Below are 22,537 nucleotides of genomic sequence, written 5' to 3' on the forward strand. Positions count from 1 at the left end.
GGAACAGGTACAGGAAACGGTTGAGATGTTTAAAAATCTCAGTCGTAAGGAGTTGGCTTTGACTATATGCGAACATCTTGATTGGAAAAACCCCAATGGTAAACTTAAAATCAACTCCGCCTTAACTTTGTTGGAAAAATTGGAATCCTATGACGTCGTAACTCCGATCTCAAGGGCCGACTGAAGAAATACGATAAAGTTTTGGAAAAAACAGGTCGGTTGAAGCAAAAATATTCCAAAGCTTCCAAGCTCTATAAAATAGATATTTCCAAAGACGACAAAAGTGGTAATGCAGTAAAACTCAGTTGGACCCGCAAAGCCGAGCCATATACAAAGGATGGATTTCCCGGAGTATATTGCCTTAGAACGAGTCACAAGGATCTGGATGAAAATACGCTTTGGCGAACCTATACAATGTTGACGGATCTGGAATCTGTTTTTCGTTCATTAAAATCTGAACTGGGAATGAGGCCTGTTTTTCATCAGGTGACAGAACGTATAACAGGTCATCTTTTTATAAGCGTCTTGGCCTATCATTTGGTTCATTGTATCCGATACCGGCTTAAAAAGGTCGATATTGACACTGGTTGGTCTGGATTGAGAGAACAGCTGGCAGGCCAAAATAGAACCACCGTTTCAATGCGCTGTAAAAATGATGATATCGTGCATGTTAGAAAGAGTAGCCGCCCCGAACCAAGGCAACAGGAAATTTATTCTGCCTTGGGGATCAGTTTTCATCCGGGAGAAACGGTTAAAAGAGTAATCAATAAAAGTAGTGCCATAACGAACAAATTAAAAATATAATAAGCTGTAATTATAGCCGATTTTAACATTAGGTCGAAAAGATGGGTTAAGTTCGAAAGTTGAGTTATATGTTTTGCCGATTTTTAATTGAAATGGTATGAAGAGTCAAGTAAATTCCAAGGATAGGGAATGTGTATGAACAAGGGAATGATGAAAACAATATTAGTGACAGGGGCGTTGGGGTTTATCGGGCAGGCAGTATGTAAAAGAGTTGCAAAAAACTATCGGGTCGTGGCATTTGACCGGAATGAGTCTTCTTTTTTTTATTCAAATTATCTGTCTGTAAAAGCAGATATTACGGATGACAACTTGATAACCCAATTATGTGATACACACCGTTTTGATGCAGTGATTCATTGTGCCGGGATCGCCCACCAGAAAGCCTGGGAAGTTGACGCTAATTCCTACCGGGAAATAAACAGCAGGGCTGTTGAAAAATTGGCCCTGGCTGCCTCAAGATCAAACCCGGAAGTTTATTTTATATTTCTTTCATCCATATCGGTTTATGGAGAAGAAAATAACGGGGATGTGATCTTTGAAGAAAGTTCTTGTAAACCTACGAGCGATTATGCATTCAGCAAACTTGATGCGGAAAACCATTTGATTGACTTGTTCAATAAAGGCGTCATGAAAAAAGTAGATTTGCTTCGGTTGTCTCCTGTCTATGACCGCAACAACAGTTTTAATATTGATAAAAGAATTTTTGCGCCTGGAAAACTGGCCTATGTTCTAATAGGTAATGGTCAACAGAAAATGTCGGCACTGGCAAGGGGGAACCTTGTTGATTTTATTCAATATAGACTTGATTCATTGAATGGCCGGAACAATGACGGTCATATTTTTTGCAATACATATAATGTGTCGGATAAAATGCCTTATACGTTTAAGCAGATTATTACTATATTTTACCAATCTTCATACAGACCCACCCGTTTTGTTATCAGGGTTCCTCTTTTTTTTATTAAAGTGACCACAAAGTGTGCTGCTTATGTGATGAGAAAAAGAAAGGCATGGTTCATTGCAGCATACAAAAAAATTAGTCTCAACTTGGTTTTTGATAATAAAAAAATGTTAAAAACCGGTTTTGAACCTGAACATGATCTGTCAACTGTGTTTTTGGATCAACCGGATATTTGATAAAAAAGCATCATTTGCTTATCAATGAACCTTTTTTTGAGTTTCAGACCTCGTTAAAATAACACATTTTAAGTATGATTTTTCTCAACTAACGGCCATAGCGGATCAAGCTGACACAACAAAAAATGAAAGAGATCTGATTCCAACAAGTTAGAAGTTCTTTCATATAAAAAGGCCATGTCAGATTGACTTTGGTATTTGATTTTGAGATTATTCGTTAAATAAAAATTTTTAATATCAGGATAAATTTATGCAATACAAATATTTATGTAACGCAATTTTTATATCCATTGTATGTTTTTTATCCCCTTTGATCTGTTTGGGAACAGAACAGGTCAAGTATCAAAATCTTCAACAGAATGTTCCTTCATTAATGGAAAGCATAAGGTTTAAAAATGATATTCACTATTGTGATATTAAAATTCCGTTGGATCATCAAGAAATAAAAGAAAGCCTTGAAAAAGAACTGCTGTTGGCTTTGTGGGACAGGCCCCAGGTGATTCTCTGGATTAAACGGTCTGCAAGGTATTTCCCCCATGTTGAACACATTTTAAAACAACATGGATTGCCCCTTGATTTTAAATATGTTCCGGTCATTGAAAGTGCATTAAGACCTCATGCCGGTTCTTCAAAAGGTGCGGTGGGATATTGGCAGTTTTTAAAGTCTACAGGAAGAAGATATGGTCTCAGGATTGATTCTAAAGTAGATGAACGAAGAAATATATTTAAATCAACTCATGCGGCCTGTAAATATATAAAGGCGTTAAATTTGCAATTCGGATCATACCTGCTTGCTCTGAGTGCATATAATATGGGCGAGTATGGTTTGGAAGGTGAAATTGAACTTCAAAAAAACAATAACTATTTTTCATTATATCTTCCCTTGGAAACTCAAAGATATGTTTTTAAACTTATTAGTGCTAAATTGATTCTTGAAAATCAGGAACGATACGGTTTTTATTTGAAAAAATCAGATTTATATCCTGTTTTTACCTTTGATAAAGTCAATTTTAAATCGGATTTTAAAATGCCCATTGCCCTAATTGCCCGAGCTGCCGCCATATCCTTTAAAGCGGTTAAAGATTATAATCCCGAATTACGTGGACACTTCCTTGGTAAAGGAGATATTCAAATTTTGATACCAAAAGGAAAGGCAAAAGGATTTAAGGAACGGTTTACAACTAATTATAAAAACTGGGAAAAAACATATAAAACAAAATTTCACATTGTTAAGCAAGGAGAAAGTCTGATCGGAATTGCTAAAGCGTATAAGATATCGTTGTTTTCACTGTTAAGATTAAATGATCTTTCTGCAAACGTTATGATTCATCCAGGCGACAGATTGACGATTGAATGAAATTATGATGTGGTGGTGTCGGCTGTATTTTCTTTTTTAGGTTTTTGCTGCTTTTTAAAGCAGGTTTTATCTTCTCTTATGATGGCACAGAGCTTTGGATTATGCAATTCTCTGCAGGTTGCGTGATTATAGAGCGGGCATTCCGGGTATTGTTTAGACATGTTTAATCCTTTTTAATGGTATCCCCAAAGAATGGGTTATATATACCTTAATTTTCATTGCCTTTCAACCCATTTTCCATGAAGCACCGGTTGGACACGCATGGATTGCGAAAGATAAAAAAAGAAAATCCCTCAGTGATCCCTATTGTGTTAAGGATTCTTCTTCAATTTTCATGAAACCGGATGAATCAATATTGATAGGCTGTTTGGGTTTGATGTGGGTTTGTGTTTTTTTTGTTGGATTTTGAGGTGAAAAAGATGACGGAAGCAGGTCAAGACTTTTTTGTATCCGGGCTATATTGCTAATGAGTTCCCGGTTCAAGGTATTTACTTGTTCGTCTGTTTTTTTCATATGAGTGTTTAAATCCGTCTTCAATTGAATTAGTTTTTTATCCAGCTGTGCTTGAGAAATCGTCTCCCGGTCTAATCTTTTATATTTTTTATCCAGAAGACTTAAATTCATTCGAAGTTCATCGATTTGCTGCTCAGAATCTGAAAGTTTTAACAGTTCAGCATCAAATTTTTCTTTGAACAGGGCTATTTCTTCTTTTATTTGTCGCGCAGCTTTATCAAACAGATCTTGATTTTTTGTTATGGCAGAAAGGTTTTCTTTGTTGACTCTTTCAAGGGTCTGAAGAGTCATTTTATCTTGATTTGCGTTATTGGAAACACGTTTTTCAAGTTTAATAAACTGATTTTGAATGGTTTTATTGTCAGCTTTTCCGCTGACTAATTTCGCAATACTGCCTTCAATTGAAACCGTTTTATTGTTAAGTTCAGGCAGTTTGTTATCAAGATCATATCTGTTTCTTGCTATTTTTATATCAAGCGCATTTAATCTTTCTTCTAATTGTTGTGAAATTTTGTCAACCTGGTTTTGTTTGGTCTGATCAACATCCACAACTCGTTCTTTCATATCAAGGTAGGCAAATATGATAATGGCACTGATAAGACATGGAATAATGATGGAAATGATCGTCACCCTGTTGGAAAGTTTCTCGATTTTCAAGGTGTTGATTTCTTCGTGATGTGTTGATGCAGGAATTTGTCCGCCCGTGTGTTTGGGAAGTTCCTCCTCATCGTCAAAATTCAGGTTATCAGGTCTGAAATCTTTTAAATTCATTGAACCCATTATTATATTTTTTTTGGCAACTTGATTGCAATGGCCGTTACTGGTATTTTATTCCCATTCAATTGTTCCGGGAGGTTTTGATGTTATATCAAAAACAACCCTGTTAATATTTTCAACTTCATTGATAATCCTGTTGGAAATTTTACCCAAAAGATCATGGGGCAATTTTGCCCAGTCAGCCGTCATGGCATCATTGCTGGTGACAGCTCTGATAGCAATGCAATTTGCAAAGGTTCTTTTGTCTCCCATTACTCCCACGCTTTTTATTGGCAGCAGAACTGCAAAAGATTGCCATAATTTTCTGTAAAGCCCGGCTTCTTTGATTTCTTCAAGTAAAATGGCATCGGCCTCTCTTAGAATTTCAAGTCGAGAAGCAGTGATTTCTCCCATGATCCTTATGGCAAGACCAGGCCCTGGAAAGGGTTGACGCCATACAAGATCCTCATTGATGCCAAGCTCTGAACCTAATTTTCTGACTTCATCTTTGAACAGCAGTTGCAAAGGTTCAATTAATTTGAGTTTCATTTTTTCCGGCAGACCACCGACATTATGATGAGATTTGATGATGGATGTGGGACCGCCAAAGGCTGATTTGGATTCAATAATGTCAGGATACAAAGTTCCCTGACCGAGAAACTCTGCTCCGTCTATCTTGTTGGCTTGGGCGTCAAATACATCTATAAATAGATTTCCTATGATTTTGCGTTTCTTTTCAGGATCGGTTACGCCTTCTAATGCAGTTAGAAATTTTTCTTTTGCATTTACAAATTTGATGTTCAGATCAAGTCCGGCTGTCAGGTTTTTTTCAAGCCCCTCTTTTTCACCTTTTCGTAAGAGTCCATTGTCCACAAAGATGCAAAACAAATTCTTGCCGATTGCTTTATGAATAAGGGTTGCAGCAACGGATGAATCCACACCGCCTGAAAGCCCCATGATCACTTTTTTGTCTCCAACAGCTTCTTTAATCTGGGAAATGGCACCATCGCAAAATGATTTCATATTCCAGTTTTCCCGGCACTTGCAGACATCAAATAAAAAATGACGGATCATGAGGGTTCCGTTTTTAGAGTGTTCCACCTCAGGATGAAATTGAAGACCGTAAAAGTTTTTTTCATGATTTGCAATGGCTGCGATAGCCGTATTTTGAGTTGAAGCGGTAATAACAAAATTTTTTGGCAGTTTAATGGCGGAATCGCCATGGCTCATCCAGCATTGGAAGCCTGTTTCCATGTCTTTGAATAAAGGGGCAGGCTCTTTTATATCAAGGCTTGCAAAGCCATATTCCCGTTTTGTTGCTTTTTTGATTTTACCGCCGAGCGTATGTACCATAAAATGCATCCCATAGCAGATGCCAAGGATGGGGATTTCAAGATCAAAAATGGATTTATCAATTTTAGGACTGTCTTGTTCATATATGCTTGAAGGGCCTCCGGAAAGAATAATGCCTTGGGGATTAAGTTCCTTTATTCTGGCAACTGAAATATCTGACGGCTCTACCTGGCAATAAACGTTATTTTCTCGAACTCTTCTTGCGATAAGCTGGTTGAATTGAGAACCAAAATCAATAACAATGATCATATAAATTTTCCTATAATAATATTTTCTAAAACATTATATTTCCTATAATACCGATAAAAAAGCAAGTTGTTTTTATCCGGAGGTTGCCAATTTACACTTAATGTGATTAACTGCCACGGGCAGACTTGGTATTTCACCTTAAGCTTTGCCGCAACAAAATATGAAGGTCTTTATTTGGATTTTTCAAAATTTTCATATAAAAGAGAGATCTGTGATAAAGTCTGTTATGTTTGAAAGATAAATTTAGGAGCATTACATGTATTTAGCAAGTGATTTGAGAAAGGGTTTAAAGTTTGAAATAGACGGAGAACCTTATGTTATTATTGGCTTTGAATTTAAAAAACCCGGAAAAGGGCAATCCCTGTATAAATGCAAATTAAAAAATATGATTACAGGGTCCCAGTTTGAACGAACCTATAGATCCGGTGATAAATTCAAAAAAGCGGATCTTGAAGAACAGGAAATGGAATATCTGTATTCGGATAAGGACAGCTACTGCTTTATGAATACATCCAATTATGAACAGCATTTTTTGACAAAAGATCAATTAGGGGATGCAATAGATCTGCTAAAGGACAATACGCTTTGTACAATCCTTTTGTATAACGGACTTCCCATTGGCATAACATTGCCCAATTTTATCAACCTGGAAGTGATCAAGTCAGAACCATGGGCAAAAGGAGATACTGCCACCGGAAGCACCAAGCCCGCTATACTTGAAACAGGGTTTGAAGTCCAGGTGCCGCCTTTTATAGAACAAGGACAGATGATCAAAATTGATACCAGAACCCGCGAGTATGTAGAACGGGTTAATGAATAATATGGTTTAAAAGTTTTCTATCCGGAGAATCTGTATTGTGATGGTATTTCATTCGACATACCATCATTTGATACGCTCCACCATATGACACAGTAATTGTTAAACAATTAAAAGCTGGCAGATAATCGGGACGGATTTTTTTTACTGATGCTCTTTGAACCCACACTTTTTATCCGGGCATTTTAAGAATTTTCCTTCCTTTTTGGTCTCTTTTTCAACAAGATAGGGGGAACTGCAATCCGGACAAGCTCTATCAATTGGTTTGTCCCAGGATGCAAATGTGCAATCCGGGTATTTTGAGCAGCCGAAAAAGATTTTCCCTCTTTTTGTCTTTTTTTCTAAAATTGTTCCTGAGCAATCTGCTTTTGGACATTTTACCCCGATATCCTTACTGCTGTATTCACCGTTGACGGACTCAGTATGCTTACAGTCCGGGTATCCGGTGCAGGCGAGAAAGAGACCGAAACGGCCGTCTTTTTGAACCATGGGTTTGCCGCATTTGATGCAATCTTTGACTTTTGTATTGTCAACAATTTTTTCAACAATTGAAATATTGCCTTTTTCATCCCGAAGATAATTGCTGGTAAAAGAACAGTCCGGATATCCCGTACATGCAAGAAAATGGCCGTTTCTGCCGATTTTTATATTCAATTGCTTCCCGCAGGACGGACAGACCAGGCCGGTCTCAACTCCGACGCCTTTTAAGCTGATCATGTTTTCACTTGCAGCATCCAGATATTTTTTAAAAGATGCATAAAAATCAGTTAAAAGCTGCACTTCTTCCAGGTTGCCGGTTTCAACATCGTCAAGATTTGTTTCCATCTGGGCTGTAAATGAGATGTTTAAAATATTTGGAAAAGAAGCTACCAATAGGTCATTCACAATAAATCCAAGCTCACTGGGCGCAAAATATCGATTTACAAGATCAACATATCCTTTGTCCCTAATCACTGACAGGATGGATGCATAGGTACTGGGTCGTCCGATTCCGTTTTTTTCAAGCTCTTTGACAAGTGATGCCTCGGAAAACCTTGGCGGAGGCTTTGTAAAATGCTGTTTTGGAAAAATTTCCAGTGTTTTTAAAACAGTTCCTTCTTTGGCATCAGGTAAAGCCTGTATATCTTTTTCTTTTGATTCATTATTTGGGGAATAAAGACTCATGAATCCTAAGAATCTAACTGTTGAACCGCTGACAGAAAACATGTATTTATCCGTTGCCTTAATCAGAATTGTTTTCTGGTCAATGATGGCCTGTGCCATTTGAGATGCAACAAATCGTTTCCATATCAGATCATAGAGCTTAAACTGGTCTGGAGACAGAAAATTTTTTATTTTTTCAGGTGAGTGAAACACAGATGTCGGGCGAATGGCTTCATGGGCATCTTGAACCTTGTTCTTGTTTTTGAAGAATCTGGGGGTGCTTAATGCAAATTCATCTCCTATTGTTTGTGCAATAAAGGCTTGTGCCTCCCGGGCTGCATCAGGAGCAATTCTGGTTGAATCCGTACGCATATAGGTGATGAGACCTTCGGGGCCTCCTGTTCCTATTTCAATGCCTTCATAAAGCTGCTGTGCAACAATCATGGTTTTTTTTGCGGAAAACCTTAGCCGATTGATTGCATCCTGTTGAAGTTTACTGGTGATAAAAGGAGGTGACGGGTTCCGTTTAATAGTTTTGGTTTTTATTTCATGAATAACAAATTGCGCAGCTTTAAGATCTTTTAAAATACCTGAAGCCTGTTTTTCGTTGGTAACCTTGGCCTTTTTATTGTTAATCTTAATGAGGGCAGCATTAAACTTAGGAGGGGATTGTGAAAGAAGGTCGGCTGTGATCGTCCAGAACTCTTCCGGAATAAATTTTCGAATTTCCCTTTCCCTGTCACAGATAATTTTAACGGCAACAGATTGAACCCTTCCTGCACTTAAGCCTCTCTGGACTTTTTGCCATAATAAAGGGGAAATCTGATATCCAACCAGACGGTCCAGTTTTCTTCTTGCCTGCTGGGCATCATATTTATTGGCATCCGGTATCAGGGTCTTTTGTAATGCCTCTTGAATTCCCTTTTTGGTTAATTCATGAATAAGAACACGATGAAAAATCCGGTCTTTTTTCTTTAAAATATCCATAATATGGAATGCAATGGCTTCACCCTCGCGATCCGGATCAGGTGCAAGATAAATTTCTTTGGCATCTTTGGCCAATTTCTTCAGATTGGAAATAACTTTGGATTTGTCTTTTATGTTAACATATTCTGCCTGAAAATTTTTTTCAATATCAATACCAAGGGTTTTAACAGGAAGATCCCTTATGTGGCCGGCACTTGCAGCAACATTAAATTCCTTTCCAACATATTTTTTTAATGTTTTGATTTTTGTTGGGGACTCGACGATGATTAGGGGTTTTGTCAATGGTATTCCTCCGAGATCGAATAATAATTACCCTGATGGCGCATCACTGTGCCTTGCAGTTCCAAATCAATTAATTGGGATGTAACCTGCGAACTTGTCATCCCGCTTTTTTCGATTAACACATCAATATGTACAGGGTAAGGGTCAAGAAAATTCATAATTAAAGATTTATTTTGTTTACAACTTTTATAATCAGTTGATTTTTGTTTTTGTAAAGGAGCCGCTTGAAAGTTTTCTTTTTCTTCATGAATAAAATGATGAAGTTCATCCATAATATCATTTTCATTTTCAACCAGCCTTGCACCTTGCTTGAGCAGAGAATGGGTGCCCTCGCTTTTTTTTGATTTTATACTTCCCGGAACTGCAAATACCTCTCGATTATATTCCGTGGCCAGTCGGGCAGTGATCAGAGATCCACTTTTTTTGGCTGCTTCAACAACAATACTTCCACAGGATAAACCTGCAATGATACGGTTTCGAGTGGGGAAATTTGATGGATATGGCTCTGTATTCAGTTTGAATTCTGAAAAAACAGTGCCGTTTTCCGCAATAGCCTGAAACAGACTTTTATTCTCCCTGGGATATATTTTATTCAATCCTGATCCCAATACGGCAATGGTCTTTCCCTTTGCTCTTAACGCACCTTTATGTGCCATGGAATCAATTCCTCTTGCAAGGCCGCTGACAATCTGAAATCCTTTTCCGGCAAGATTATATGCAAAATTTTCAGATGCGCTTAACCCATAGCCGGTTGCAGCTCTTGAGCCGATAATGGATATACAAGGAGAGCTGTTATCGAGTTTGCCCACATATGTCAAAAAAGGCGGCGGATCAGGGATTTGTTTGAGCAACACAGGATATTCGCAATCCGTTAAAGTTACAATGTTAATATTTTTGTTTAAAACAATTTCCAATTCTTTTTTTGCCCGGTACACAAATGCTTTATGATTGACGATGTTGTCTCTTACTTTTGCAGAAAGTCTGTTAACCTTTCCAAGCTGATGTTCGGATGTTTTTAAAACGATTTCGGGTGATCCAAATTGATCTATTAATCTTTTATACATTATATTGCCCAAAAACGGGATTTCCCGCAGCGTAAACCAAGGCAGATATTTTTCAAAAGAATTATTTTTTCGTAAAAAGGATATTATTCAAAATCTCCAAGTTTTTTCTGAGCTTTTTCCGCAGCCGGTGAAAAAGGATATTGTTTTAATACTTGTTTTAAATAGTGGTTTGCCCGGTTGAAATCATCCAGCAACAAATATGAATAGCCTGTTTTTAATATGGCATCAGGCACTTTTTCCGATTTGGGATATTTTATTTCCAGGTCTTTGAATACCTCAATTGCCTTTTTATAATCTTTCAGAGAATAATGACATTCACCAAGCCAATAAACACAATTGTCTGCCAGACTGTTTTGAGGATAATGTTTAATAAATTCGGAGAACAAGCCGGCAGCCTTTGAAAAATTGTTTTCAAGCAAAAGATTTCTTGCTTTTTTGTATAAATCAGCCGGTTTGAGGGCCTCAATTTTATACTGGATAGGGGCTGCAGGCTGTGGGGTTTTTTCAAGAAATGCAATTTTTGTCTCCAGGGTTGAGATGATATCCTGAAGTGTTTGTATAATGGTATTATTTTTTTCTATTTGATATTTTAAAGTTGCCTGATCCTGCTTTATACCGGTAAGCTCAGATTCCAATTCCACAAGCTTTGTGTGACATAAAGTCTCTTCTTTGTCGTTTCCTGCGGGCGTTTTAACAGAATGCATCGCACCGCAGGAAACAAAGAAAAACGACAGGATAAGAAAATAAACAGGTTTATACAATCGTTTTTTTAAACAGGGCATTTCACTACCTTTTGTTGGTCGCAAGAACAATGGGGGATGCCACAAATATGGAAGAATAGGTGCCGATAAGAACACCGATAATCATGGCAAATGCAAAATTATGAATAATTTCTCCACCCAGAAAATAAAGGGCCAAAAGAACGATCAGTGTTGTTACTGATGTTAAAATCGTCCTTGAAAGGGTTTCATTGATGCTTCTATTAAACAATAAAGGCAGTGATTCAGTTGTTTTAGCTCCTTTTACATTTTCCCTGATCCGGTCAAAGACAATAATGGTATCATTTAATGAATATCCAATAATGGTTAAGAGTGCCGCAATAATCGGTAATGAAAAATCCAGGTTTAACATCGAAAAGATTCCCACGGTGATCAATACATCATGCAAAAGCGCAACAATAGCACCCATGGCATATTTGAGGTGCAACATCCAAAACAATACCAGTGTTACAACCAGGGCTGCCGTGATCAGAACAACCATGCTTACATTAAATACGGACAGAAAATATACCGCAGTCATAAGAGAACCCGCTGTTACACCCGATAACATCCATTTTAGCTCAAACCTGCCTGAAATATATATGGTGATAAACAGCAGGGAATAAAAAATGGCTAACAGCGCTTTTTTCCTTAAATCCTGCCCGACCTGGGGGCCGACCATTTCCACTCTTCGGATTTCAGGAGCAACTCCTGTGGATGCTTTGACAGCTTCAATCACGGATTGAGACAAGCCTTTACTGGTCATTTCCAGGTTGCTGGTTCTAACCAAAAATTCATGGTCCTGGGGCTGTCCGAAATTTTGTACCGAAGCATCGTTAAAGCCTATATCGGATAGGGCTGATCGTATTTTTCCAACAGGAACCTGTTCTGAAAATTTTAGTTGAATTAAGGTTCCGCCAACAAAATCGACACCATAGTTAGGCCCTTTATTAATGATGAGAGACCCGATGCTCAAGAGGATAAGGATGGTTGATAAAACAAATCCGATTTTATGTTTACCAATAAAGTCTATATTGATATCAGACTTGATAATTTGCATTATGTATTCCCTTTATATGCTTAGTTTTGACGACTGTTTGTTTTTAAGAATAAAATCAAAAATATTTTTTGAGAGAACCAGCGCTGTAAAAAGGCTTGCAATAATACCAAGGCAAAGGGTAACGGCAAAACCTTTGATCGGACCTGTACCAAACTGGTAAAGAACCAGGGCGGCAATAAAAGTGGTCACGTTGGCATCGAGAATCGTCAGGGTTGCTCTGTCAAACCCTGCATGAACGGATGCCAGGGCGGTTTTTCCGGATCGCAGCTCTTCTCTGATTCTTTCAAAAATAATCACATTGGCATCAACAGCCATGCCGATCGTAAGAATTATGCCTGCTATTCCTGGCAGAGTCAGTGTGGCCTGGAATGCGGCAAGGCCGCCACCGATAAGAACAATATTAATAATCAGTGCCAGATCGGCAATCAAGCCTGCACCCTTATAGTAGATGCTCATGAACAGTACCACAAGAAGTCCGCCCACAAGCATTGAAATAAGACCCATTCGGATGGAATCAGCACCCAGTGTGGGACCAACGGTTCGTTCTTCAATAATTTTAACAGGTGCCGGCAAAGAACCGGCTCTCAGTGCAATGGCCAGATCTTTTGCCTCATTCAATGTAAAACTACCTGTTATTGTGGCTTTGCCCCCGGCAATTCTGTCCTGGATGACCGGAGCTGAATAAACTGATTTATCAAGAACTATGGCAAGACGTTTGTGGATATTTTCCCCGGTTATCCGGTCAAAAATCCTTGCTCCTTTTCGATTAAACTCAATGCCTACCAAGGGTTGTTGAAATTGATCAAACTCAACTCTGGCATTGGTTAGGAGGCTTCCATCAAGAAGGACTCTTTTTTTGATTAAAAAAGGAATTTTAGTTGATGTGCCGGAATTTGAATTGATTTTATGCTGATACAGTATTTCATCTCCAACCGGAGGGGTTCCATTGATGGCCAGATCAACATCAGCTTCATCATCAACCAGCTGGAATGTTAATTGGGCTGTTTTTCCGATCAGCCCTTTTGCCCTTTCCGGATCTTTAATGCCCGGCAGCTGTAAAAGGATTCTGTTCCCGCCCTGTATCCGGATATCAGGCTCACTTACACCAAACTCATCTATCCTGTTACGGATGGTTTCAAGAGCCTGTTCTGTTGCCATTTTTTTGATGTTTTCAATATCTTTTTCCGGCAAGGCTAATTTATAGGAAATATTGTTATTTTCCTTTTGAGGTTTCTGGATGATCAGATTGTCAAAACTTTTTGAAAGAACGTTTTCAATGCTGGATTTGTCTTCGCTCCCTTGAAATTTTGCAAGAATGGAATTGTCGTTCAGACGTGAAACACCAATGTGTTTCACCCCCTCGCTTCTAAGTTCTTTTTTAATCTCCTGTATTGTTCTTTCCACCTCTGCTTCAACTGCTTTGATATTCTGGACTTCAAGTACAAGATGCATCCCTCCTTGAAGATCCAGCCCCAAATTGATTTTTTTATGGGGCCAGCAATCAAGGAATGTGGGAAGCAAACAGACAACAGCCGCTAAAACAACACATAGAATAAATACAGTTTTAAAGGTAAATGGTTTCAATCTAATTGCTCCTAATGGAATTATTTTTTCTTTTTATCATCTTTACGGACAGCATCTGTATCAGAAATTACCGCTGCAACATTTCCACGGGAAATTTTAATTTTTACCTTTTCAGCGATTTCAAGACCAATGGTTGTATCATCCAAGCTTTGGATAGTTCCATAGATGCCGCCGGATGTTACAATCCGAATGCCTTTTTTTAAATTGGATATCATTTCCTTATGTTCTTTGGCTTTTTTCTGCTGTGGCCGAATCAAAAGAAAATAAAAAATTGCAAATAAAATAATAATGGGTAAAAAGCCTGCTATTCCACCTGCCTGTCCACCCGCTTGCCCGCCTGCCTGTCCCATTGCATATGCTGTACTAATCAAAATAAATCCTCCTTAGAATAAATAAAATATATAAATTTATATTTTTTTTGCAGGAATCCAGATTGTTTTTCCGTCAAACTGGATTCTGTCTATATTATGATAGTTAATTTCCTGAAGAAGTGAGAAAACTTCATCCACATTGTAAACGACAATCTTGCTTAGCGGTTCAATAATATCAATATTTGAATCCACTTTTTTTTCAATAAGATTATATATGATTACAAGTGTTTCGGAAAATTTTAAAATTTTTCCAACCCCTGAGCTTTTCCCTTGATCAATGGGTTCATCGGCTCTGGGTGTAACATGTATACCGTGATGGCCGTAAAATTCTTTTAAAATATTAAAATGAATATTCCATATGTTATCGCCGGGTTGAACCACATAAATTCCATAGGGTTTTATCTTTTGAGGCAAAATAGCTCCGGAGTCATAAATTTTTTCTTCAAAAACTTCTCCGTCTTTTATAAAGGCATTTTCTAAAATATCTCTCATAGAGATTTGAACGTCACCAATTTTGAAGCTTTCATCAGAATTGACAATCATATCAAGGCTTTTTTTAATGCCCAGGCCCTCTTTGCGTGATACCATGAGTTGCTTTAAGGTTTTGTCCTTTTGAAGATTATTATAATCAAGGGTCGGCATAATGATAATGTCACCTTTAACGGCTTTGTTTTTATTGCCCGTAATGTCCTTTTTGTTGATTCCCTGTTTTTGTGACATTACAATTTTACCTTTTGATGCTGGTAAATCCTTTTCCTGAAGTTTGGTAAAATACAGGGCGGTCAAAAAAAACACCCCGCATAAAATTACGGCAATAGTTATTAATCCGCTTCTTTTTCCATTCTTTTGCAGGCTCATGGATCCAGCTTCCTTCTTAAGATTGAAATTGTTTCAGATACACAATAGAACCCTTTATGTCAAGAAAGGTCTTCAATTGTTATGGGGAATGATAATGATTTTGTTTTCCCCCGAAACCATATTTGGATCACCCTCAATCGTAATGAAAACAGATTTTTTCGATTCAATTTCAGTGAGTTCAGCTCTTTTTTTGTTCAACAGATAACCTGCCACATCATTGGGTAAAACTCCTGTTGCTTCCTTGATTCCGGGTTTTAATGTCCTGAGCTTCAACTGCCTTAAAAATGCCAGACCCTGGGTTTCTACTGAAGGCGTCTGGCCCCTGCCTTTACAATGCCTGCAGGTTTCATAGCTTCCAAAAGTGATTGAATGCCGGATTCTTTGCCGTGACATTTCCAGTAAACCAAATTTTGTGATGCCCCCTACTTTTGTTTTAGCCTTGTCGGATTTTAAGTTTTTTTTCAGTGTTTTGGTGATTTCAGCCTTATGGCGGCTCTCTTTCATGTCTATGAAATCAACCACAATCAGACCGCCCATATCGCGCAGCCTCAATTGCCGGGCCACTTCCTCGCATGCTTCAAGATTGGTATGAAAAGCGGTTTCTTCTATGTTTTTCTTTTTGGTGGATTTTCCTGAATTAACATCAATGGAAACAAGGGCTTCTGTTTGTTCAATGACCAGAAACCCCCCGGATTTGAGGGTTACCTCCCTTTTATAAATAGAGGCAATCTGATCTTCAAGCTGATATTTGGTAAATATGGGTTTTTCGCCCTTGAACTGCTTGACTATTTTTTTTTGTTTGGGAGCGATAACCCCAATGAAATCTTTTACCTCTTTAAAAATTTCAGGGCTGTCGATGAGAATTTCTTTAATATCCGATGTTAAATAATCTCTTAAGGATCGAACGGCAAGTGTTTGCTCTTTATAAAGCAACGAAGGGGCAGGGCTTTTGATTGAAGTTTTGTCAATATTATTCCATACTCGCATCAGGTATTTTAAATCAGCCGTCAGCATGGTTTTCGTGGCGTTTTTTCCGGCAGTCCTGACAATCATGCCGAATCCTGAAGGAATATCCATTTTTTTTATGATACCGACAAGTCTCTTTCGCTCATCCTCATCACTGATTTTCCGGGACACCCCTTTTGTTGAATTGCCCGGCATCAGAACAGATAATCTTCCGGGCAGGGAGATGAAGGTTGTCAGCATGGCCCCTTTTTGGCTTATGGGATCTTTTGTAACTTGAACAATCAGTTCCTGGCCCTTTTTGATAAGTTTAAACAGGGCCTTTTCACCAGCTTCAACATCCTGAAAATAGTCTTTATGGATTTCGTTTTTTTGAAGAAAACCATTCTTAGGTTCGCCATAATCCACAAACACCGCCTGAAGGCTGGGTTCGACTCTTGTGACAATCCCTTTGTAAATATTGCCCTGTGTGACCTGTTTTGCAGTGGTTTCAATGTGAAATTCTTCAAGTTTGTTATCTTTTAGCGCAACAATTCTGTTTTCATCAGAATCTAAAGCATTGATCAGAATTTTTTGTGTCATTAATTTTTCTCTTGAATAGTGTTTTTATTCTTTGTTAGTTGTGAATTTCATTAAAATTATTGAGTTTTTAACTAATAAATTGAACGAATCAAGTCAAATTTTTTATTTCTTTGATAGACTTTATTTGTTTTCATCAAGATATCTTTATTTTATTTGCTTATCAAGGATTTACCTTGGGTTTTAACGTTTTAAACGGTTTTATCAGTATTTTTTAATGTCTGATTGTTAAATTCAATAAAGCAAAAATAGTATTGAATGTTCAATGATTTTTTTTTTGCTTAAGGATATCAAAATAGGTAAGTATGCGTTCAACATATTGAATCGGCTCCCAACCTCTTGCATAACCATATTGGGTTTTTGCATAATATTTTGATTTTGACAATAATGGCAGGACTGCTTTTAAATTATGCCATCTTGTTCCATCCAACCCCATGTCTTCGGCAATCTGTACGGCATCCATCACATGTCCATATCCGACATTATAGCTGGCCAGAGCAAACAGCATTCTTTCATACTCATCCTCAAGATGATCAAAGCGTTTAGCCATTTTATCAAGATATTTTATCCCGGCCTTAATGCTTTGTGCCGGTATTAGACGATTTTCAATCCCCATTTCTTCTGCTGTAGCCGTTGTAACCTGCATCAACCCCCTGACATTTGTAAAGCTTATTGCATTTGGATTGAAATGGGATTCCTGGTAAATGGCTGCTGCCAAAAGTTTCCAGTCAAAATCATATTTCATGGATTCTTCCATAATTATTTTTTTGTATTTTGGCAGCCGGGTTTTGATTCGATGATGAAATATTTTCAAGTCAAACAGGTCTGTATTTTCAATATTGGAATAATATTTATCTTTTATTCGGTTTAAGATTCCGGTTTCATTTGCATACAAGAAGAATTTATTCATCTGCTCCAGCAGTTGTGAATCATTCTTGTTAACCGCCCAGGCAAGATATTCTTTTTCCTGAACCGGAATCCCGATTCGGATATCCGGATAATATCTTTGATTTAGATATGCCATTGTATCGTAGGTGACTGTAAATTTGATTTCCTGGTTGGAAACCATTTGGATTAAGTCTTCTGTCGGGATATTATCATGAAGAATATAGTTTAAGTCAATGCCTGAATTTTTAATTTCCTCCAGCCTGGCATGATAAGATGTGCCGCGAGGAACATCTATTGTTTGAAAGTTAAGGTCTTCAATATTCTTTGGCCCGAAAACCAGTTTGTGATGAACAATATGCTGTTGAACGGTCATATAAGGAATTGAAAAATTGACATCCTCAAGCCTTTTTTTTGTTATGGCAAGTCCGGCTGCGATAAAATCTCCTTTTCCCTGTTCAAGATAAGAAAACATATTATTCCGTCCAGGGGTAACAATATCAAGATCAACATTAAGGAAATCGGCAAATTCTCTGGCAAGATCGTATTCAAATCCTGTGAGCCTGTTATTATACCAGTAACAGGTTTTTATGGAGTTGGTGGAGATAAATCGCAGAACGCGGTTTTTTTTGATTCTTTCCAGATGGCTTAAATTCAGATCGATTTCCCTGTTATGAATCAATGCAGAAAAAAAAACAAAAAAAAATGTCAACACCAGGAGGTGAATTAAAATAAAATACTGCAAATAAAATTTTTTCATCTTTTACTCGTCAACAGGGTTAATCGGTATTATTTCCACCCGATCGACATTTTGGTATCCACGGGGAAGCTTTTTTCCCCTCTGTCCCCTGCTTCCTGTATAATCTTTTTGATTCCCGGGGGTTAATTTCAGGAAGTGCTTGCCGGAATAAATTATAATATTAGATTCTGACGGCACAATTTTAAGGATCTTGAGCCTTTCAGGGGGTGTTGAGTTTAAGTTCTTTTTAGATATGGAAATAATTTTATTGCCCTGTCCTTTTTTCAGGTTTGGCAGTTGGCTTAATGTAAATATCAATAATCGGCCTTGAGATGAAAACGCAGCAATGCTGTCTTTTTCACGATCAACAATATTTTCAGGATTTAATAATTCATGATTTTCTTTTAAATTGATTACAGCTTTGCCGTTTTTATAATTGGTCAAAAAATCGGTAAATTTTATGATAAATCCGTAACCATTATCGGAAGCGACCAGAAAATAATCGTTACTTGCTCCTGACAGCATGAATTTGATATGTGCATTGGGTGCAATTGACAATTGACCTGTTAATGGCTCGCCATTTCCCCGTGCAGAAGGAAGTGAATGGGAAAACAGCATATAGCTTCTGCCGGTATTGTCCAGAAAAATAATGGGTTTGTCGCTCCTGGTTCTTAAACAATCCATAAGCGAATCTCCTGATTTGAATTTAACCGTTTCAGGATTTATCTCATGCCCTTTGGCCGATCTAATCCAGCCGTTTTTTGATAAAATAATGGTGACCGGTTCAATGTCCATTAAATCGGTAACAGAAAATTTTTCCGCTTCTTTGCGTTTTTGCAAGGGAGATCGTCTTTTATCTCCATAATTTTTTGCATCTGCTTTTATTTCTTCTTTGATATAGGATTTGAATGTTTTTTCACACCCAAGGATTTTTTCAAGCTCTTTTCTTTGGGATTCCAGGTCTTTGAGTTCTGATTTGATTTTAATTTCTTCTAATCTGGCCAGCTGGCGAAGCCTGATTTCCAGAATTGCAGCAGCTTGGATTTGAGTTAATGAAAAGGCCTTTATCAAATCTTTTTTTGGATGATCAGAATTTCTGATAATATTAATCACTTCATCAATATTTAAAAAAGCGGTGAGCAATCCCTCTAAAATATGGAGCCGGTCTAAAATTTTTTCCAACCGGAAGTTTATTTTTTTTCTTACTGTTTCTGCTCTGAATTCAAGCCATTCCGTCAATATTTCAAGCAGGTTTTTAACCTTGGGCCTGCCGTCGATTCCAATCAGGTTCATGTTGAAAGAGTAAGACTTTTCAAGATCGGTTGTTGCAAACAAATGATCTGTCAACGCGTTCAGATCCAGATTTTTTGATCTTGGAATAACAACCAGCCGTGTGGGCTCTTCATGGTCTGATTCATCTCGTATGTCGCTTATCATTGGCAGTTTTTTTGCTTCCATCTGAGCTGCAATCTGTTCATATATTTTTTCCGTGGAAGCATGATGGGGCAGGGCTGTGTAGATTATTTCCGAATCTTCCACATGAAATACGGCACGCATCTTTATCCGGCCGGCTCCTGTCCTGTAGCTTTCTATTATCTCCTCAGAGGGAGTGATGATCTCAGCGTCCGTTGGAAAGTCGGGGCCTTTGATGTATTTGCAGATTTGATCAAGATCCGCGTTTTCATTATCAATTAAATGTATCAAGGCCTTTGCCACTTCCCTCAGGTTATGGGGAAGAAGACTGGTTGCCATTCCCACGGCAATACCGGTTGAGCCGTTCAGTAAAATATTGGGAAGGCGTGCAGGAAGAATTTTGGGTTCATTGAGAGTTCCGTCAAAATTCGGTGACCAGTCCACAGTACCCTGATCCAGTTCTTGAAGAAAAATTTGTGCATATTGTGACAGACGAGATTCCGTATACCTCATGGCTGCAAAAGATTTGGGATCATTGGGATCACCCCAGTTTCCCTGGCCGTCCACCAAAGGATATCTTAAGGAAAAAGGTTGTGCCAGGTGAACCATGGCTTCATAGCAGGCCGTATCTCCGTGAGGGTGAAATTTACCCAGCACATCTCCCACGGTTCTGGCTGATTTTTTAAATTTTGCTGATGACGATAATCCCAGTTGACTCATGGCATATACAATTCTTCGCTGCACCGGTTTTAAACCGTCACCGATATGGGGCAGGGCACGATCTAGAATAACATACATTGAATAGTTCAAATACGCTTTTTCGGCAAAATCCTGGAAAGGTATTTTTTCATAATCATCAATGGCTGACGGAAGCGTATCTTTCATTACTCAATCTCTTTTATGTTGCCGTTGGTTTCTATCCAGGTTTTTCTGTCTTTTGCTCTTTTTTTACCCAAAAGCATATCCATGACCTCGTAGACCTCTTTTAGTGATTCTTTACAACTGCCGTTTACAGACAACCGGACAAGTCTCCTGGAATCCGGTGAAATGGTTGTCTCTTTGAGTTGTGCCGGATTCATTTCACCCAGCCCTTTAAACCGTTGGATATTTATCTTGCCATGTTTTTTGCGCCGGTCTATTCGTTTGATAATATTGTTTTTTTCCGAGTCGTCCAATGCGTAAAAAACTTCTTTGCCCACGTCAATTCTGTATAATGGGGGCATGGCAATATAAACATGACCCTGGCTTACAACTTTTGGAAAATGTTTTAAAAACAGTGCGCATACCAGCGTTGCAATATGCAATCCATCTGAGTCGGCATCCGCCAGGATGCATATTTTATTGTACCGGAGTTTTGAAATGTCATCAGAACCGGGTATGACGCCTAAAACCTGTGAAATATTCCGGATTTCCATTGATTCAACAATGGCGGAAGATTCCATATCCCATGTGTTTAAAATTTTACCGCGTAACGGCATAATGGCTTGAAACCGCCTGTCTCTTGCCTGTTTTGCCGAGCCGCCCGCAGAATCTCCCTCCACAAAAAACAATTCACGCCTTTCTTGATCAACACTCGAACAGTCTGATAATTTGGCCGGAAGGGTAGTGCCGTTTGATGACCTTTTTTTAGTCACTTTATTGGCTTTTTTAATTCGGTTTTTTGCATTTTCAATGGCAAAATTTGCCAGTTTTTCACCTTGTTCAATATTTTGATTCAGCCATAAACTAAAGGCATCCCTGACCTGAATATTCACCAGATTGGCACAATGACGCGAAGACAGTCTCTCTTTTGTCTGTCCGGAAAATTGAGCGTCGCTAAGTTTGACGGACAGGATATAACCGATTTTATTCCAGATATCTTCAGGTGCCAGGTATAAACCCTTGGGCAAAAGATTTTGAAACTTGCAAAATTCTTTTACAGATTCTAAAAGACCAGATCTGAAACCGTTTACATGGGTTCCGCCTAATCGTGTAGGAATAAGGTTGACATAGCTTTCTTCAGGGTTTGGGCCGGTGTCCATGGTCCAGTTAACCGCCCATATGAGTTGAAGATCATCTCCTTTAATATCTCCTGAAAAAGGAGATGAGAATATGCATTTTTTTTCTTTTAAATTTTCACTGAGATAATCATCAATTCCATGATCATATTTCCAGGTTTCTTTTTCACCAGATGTTTCATCATAAAAACTTGTGACAAGCCCTTTACAGAGAATGGCTTTTGATTTCAAGGCAGTTTTTAAAGCTGTTTTTGAAAATAAAGGGATATCAAAATAAGACATGTCAGGGTAAAATTGAAGAGATGTTCCGGATTCTTTTTTGTCGATTTCTTTGACAATTGTCAGCTCTTCGGTTTTAAAGCCGTTTTTAAAACCAATACAATATTCTTTTCCATCCCTTTTAATATGGATTGTTAAATTTGTTGACAATGCATTGACAACAGACACCCCAACACCATGCAGACCGCCTGAATAGCTATAGTCTTTATTGGAAAATTTTGCGCCTGCATGAAGTTTTGACATGATTAATTCCACCCCGGAGACTTTTTCTTCAGGATGAATATCCACAGGCATCCCGCGCCCGTTATCCGAAACAATAAGGGATTGATCTGTCTTTAACACCACATCAATCCGGTCGGCATATCCTGCAATGGCTTCATCCACACCGTTATCAATAACTTCAAATGCCAGGTGATCCGGGCTTGAAGTGTCAGTGTACATACCCGGTCTTCTTTTGACCGGATCAAGCCCTTTTAAGACTTCAATTGATTCGGCAGTATAGGCCGCAGCATTTTTTTTATTTTCTGTGTTAAGTTCAAATAATTTCATAAATGATTCTGTTGTGCATAAATGATTCTGTTGTGCATAA

17 protein-coding genes and 1 pseudogene are annotated in these 22,537 nt (G+C 38.2%); 4 read left to right on the top strand and 14 right to left on the bottom strand.

The genetic code is table 11. The features are described 5' to 3' along the window. Window positions 1-171: 171 nt before the first annotated feature. The 3 genes and pseudogenes from TOL2_RS07725 to TOL2_RS07735 all read left to right on the top strand — a co-directional run. A pseudogene (locus tag TOL2_RS07725) lies at window positions 172-804 on the top strand (IS1634 family transposase); the annotation flags it as partial. A gap of 135 nt (window positions 805-939) precedes the next feature. Beyond that, a complete protein-coding gene (locus tag TOL2_RS07730) occupies window positions 940-1,941 on the top strand; it encodes an NAD-dependent epimerase/dehydratase family protein (RefSeq protein ID WP_014956942.1) in 1,002 nt (333 codons plus the stop codon). A 250-nt stretch (window positions 1,942-2,191) separates the two neighbouring features. Then, the gene (locus tag TOL2_RS07735) at window positions 2,192-3,298 is read left to right on the top strand and encodes a lytic transglycosylase domain-containing protein (protein WP_014956943.1); all 1,107 of its coding nucleotides are present in this window, start codon (window positions 2,192-2,194) and stop codon (window positions 3,296-3,298) included. A 2-nt stretch (window positions 3,299-3,300) separates the two neighbouring features. On the opposite strand, the gene TOL2_RS25135 is transcribed toward TOL2_RS07735, so the two are convergent. From TOL2_RS25135 to guaA, 3 genes are all read right to left on the bottom strand, one after another. Next, window positions 3,301-3,459, bottom strand: coding sequence for a hypothetical protein (locus TOL2_RS25135; RefSeq protein ID WP_173391120.1), 159 nt, complete (start codon window positions 3,457-3,459; stop codon window positions 3,301-3,303). A gap of 142 nt (window positions 3,460-3,601) precedes the next feature. Further along, window positions 3,602-4,582, bottom strand: a complete 981-nt coding sequence (locus tag TOL2_RS07740; RefSeq protein ID WP_051012321.1) for a coiled-coil domain-containing protein — start codon at window positions 4,580-4,582, stop codon at window positions 3,602-3,604. A gap of 57 nt (window positions 4,583-4,639) precedes the next feature. Then, the gene (gene guaA, locus TOL2_RS07745; protein WP_014956945.1) at window positions 4,640-6,169 is read right to left on the bottom strand and encodes a glutamine-hydrolyzing GMP synthase; all 1,530 of its coding nucleotides are present in this window, start codon (window positions 6,167-6,169) and stop codon (window positions 4,640-4,642) included. A 256-nt stretch (window positions 6,170-6,425) separates the two neighbouring features. Between guaA and efp the strand changes: the two genes are divergently transcribed. Continuing rightward, on the top strand, window positions 6,426-6,989 hold the full coding sequence (gene efp, locus TOL2_RS07750) for an elongation factor P (RefSeq protein WP_014956946.1): 564 nt from the start codon (window positions 6,426-6,428) through the stop codon (window positions 6,987-6,989). A gap of 141 nt (window positions 6,990-7,130) precedes the next feature. On the opposite strand, the gene topA is transcribed toward efp, so the two are convergent. The 11 genes from topA to parE form a co-directional block, all read right to left on the bottom strand. Then, window positions 7,131-9,398 carry a type I DNA topoisomerase gene (topA, locus tag TOL2_RS07755; protein ID WP_014956947.1) on the bottom strand — a complete coding sequence of 756 codons (2,268 nt, stop codon included), beginning with the start codon at window positions 9,396-9,398 and terminating at the stop codon, window positions 7,131-7,133. After that, the gene (dprA, locus tag TOL2_RS07760) at window positions 9,395-10,462 is read right to left on the bottom strand and encodes a DNA-processing protein DprA (protein WP_083863520.1); all 1,068 of its coding nucleotides are present in this window, start codon (window positions 10,460-10,462) and stop codon (window positions 9,395-9,397) included. Before dprA ends, topA begins: the two co-directional genes overlap by 4 nt. Before the next feature lie 83 nt (window positions 10,463-10,545). Beyond that, window positions 10,546-11,244: a tol-pal system protein YbgF gene (gene ybgF, locus TOL2_RS07765; RefSeq protein ID WP_014956949.1), complete on the bottom strand. Its 699-nt coding sequence runs from the start codon at window positions 11,242-11,244 to the stop codon at window positions 10,546-10,548. 4 nt (window positions 11,245-11,248) lie between these two features. Further along, a complete protein-coding gene (secF, locus tag TOL2_RS07770; protein ID WP_014956950.1) occupies window positions 11,249-12,280 on the bottom strand; it encodes a protein translocase subunit SecF in 1,032 nt (343 codons plus the stop codon). A gap of 12 nt (window positions 12,281-12,292) precedes the next feature. Beyond that, window positions 12,293-13,864, bottom strand: coding sequence for a protein translocase subunit SecD (gene secD, locus TOL2_RS07775; RefSeq protein WP_014956951.1), 1,572 nt, complete (start codon window positions 13,862-13,864; stop codon window positions 12,293-12,295). A 20-nt stretch (window positions 13,865-13,884) separates the two neighbouring features. Beyond that, on the bottom strand, window positions 13,885-14,235 hold the full coding sequence (gene yajC / locus TOL2_RS07780; protein ID WP_014956952.1) for a preprotein translocase subunit YajC: 351 nt from the start codon (window positions 14,233-14,235) through the stop codon (window positions 13,885-13,887). Between the two features lie 36 nt (window positions 14,236-14,271). Then, on the bottom strand, window positions 14,272-15,093 hold the full coding sequence (locus TOL2_RS07785; protein WP_014956953.1) for a hypothetical protein: 822 nt from the start codon (window positions 15,091-15,093) through the stop codon (window positions 14,272-14,274). A gap of 72 nt (window positions 15,094-15,165) precedes the next feature. Further along, the gene (locus tag TOL2_RS07790; protein ID WP_014956954.1) at window positions 15,166-16,638 is read right to left on the bottom strand and encodes an Rne/Rng family ribonuclease; all 1,473 of its coding nucleotides are present in this window, start codon (window positions 16,636-16,638) and stop codon (window positions 15,166-15,168) included. Between the two features lie 259 nt (window positions 16,639-16,897). Then, window positions 16,898-18,280: a membrane-bound lytic murein transglycosylase MltF gene (gene mltF, locus TOL2_RS07795; protein ID WP_014956955.1), complete on the bottom strand. Its 1,383-nt coding sequence runs from the start codon at window positions 18,278-18,280 to the stop codon at window positions 16,898-16,900. A 3-nt stretch (window positions 18,281-18,283) separates the two neighbouring features. Continuing rightward, a complete protein-coding gene (gene parC / locus TOL2_RS07800) occupies window positions 18,284-20,557 on the bottom strand; it encodes a DNA topoisomerase IV subunit A (protein WP_014956956.1) in 2,274 nt (757 codons plus the stop codon). After that, a complete protein-coding gene (gene parE, locus TOL2_RS07805; protein ID WP_014956957.1) occupies window positions 20,557-22,497 on the bottom strand; it encodes a DNA topoisomerase IV subunit B in 1,941 nt (646 codons plus the stop codon). The genes parC and parE overlap by 1 nt, the downstream gene beginning before the upstream one ends. Between the last annotated feature and the right edge of the window lie 40 nt (window positions 22,498-22,537).

The sequence above is a fragment of the Desulfobacula toluolica Tol2 genome, assembly GCF_000307105.1.
GTDB classification, from domain to species: domain Bacteria; phylum Desulfobacterota; class Desulfobacteria; order Desulfobacterales; family Desulfobacteraceae; genus Desulfobacula; species Desulfobacula toluolica.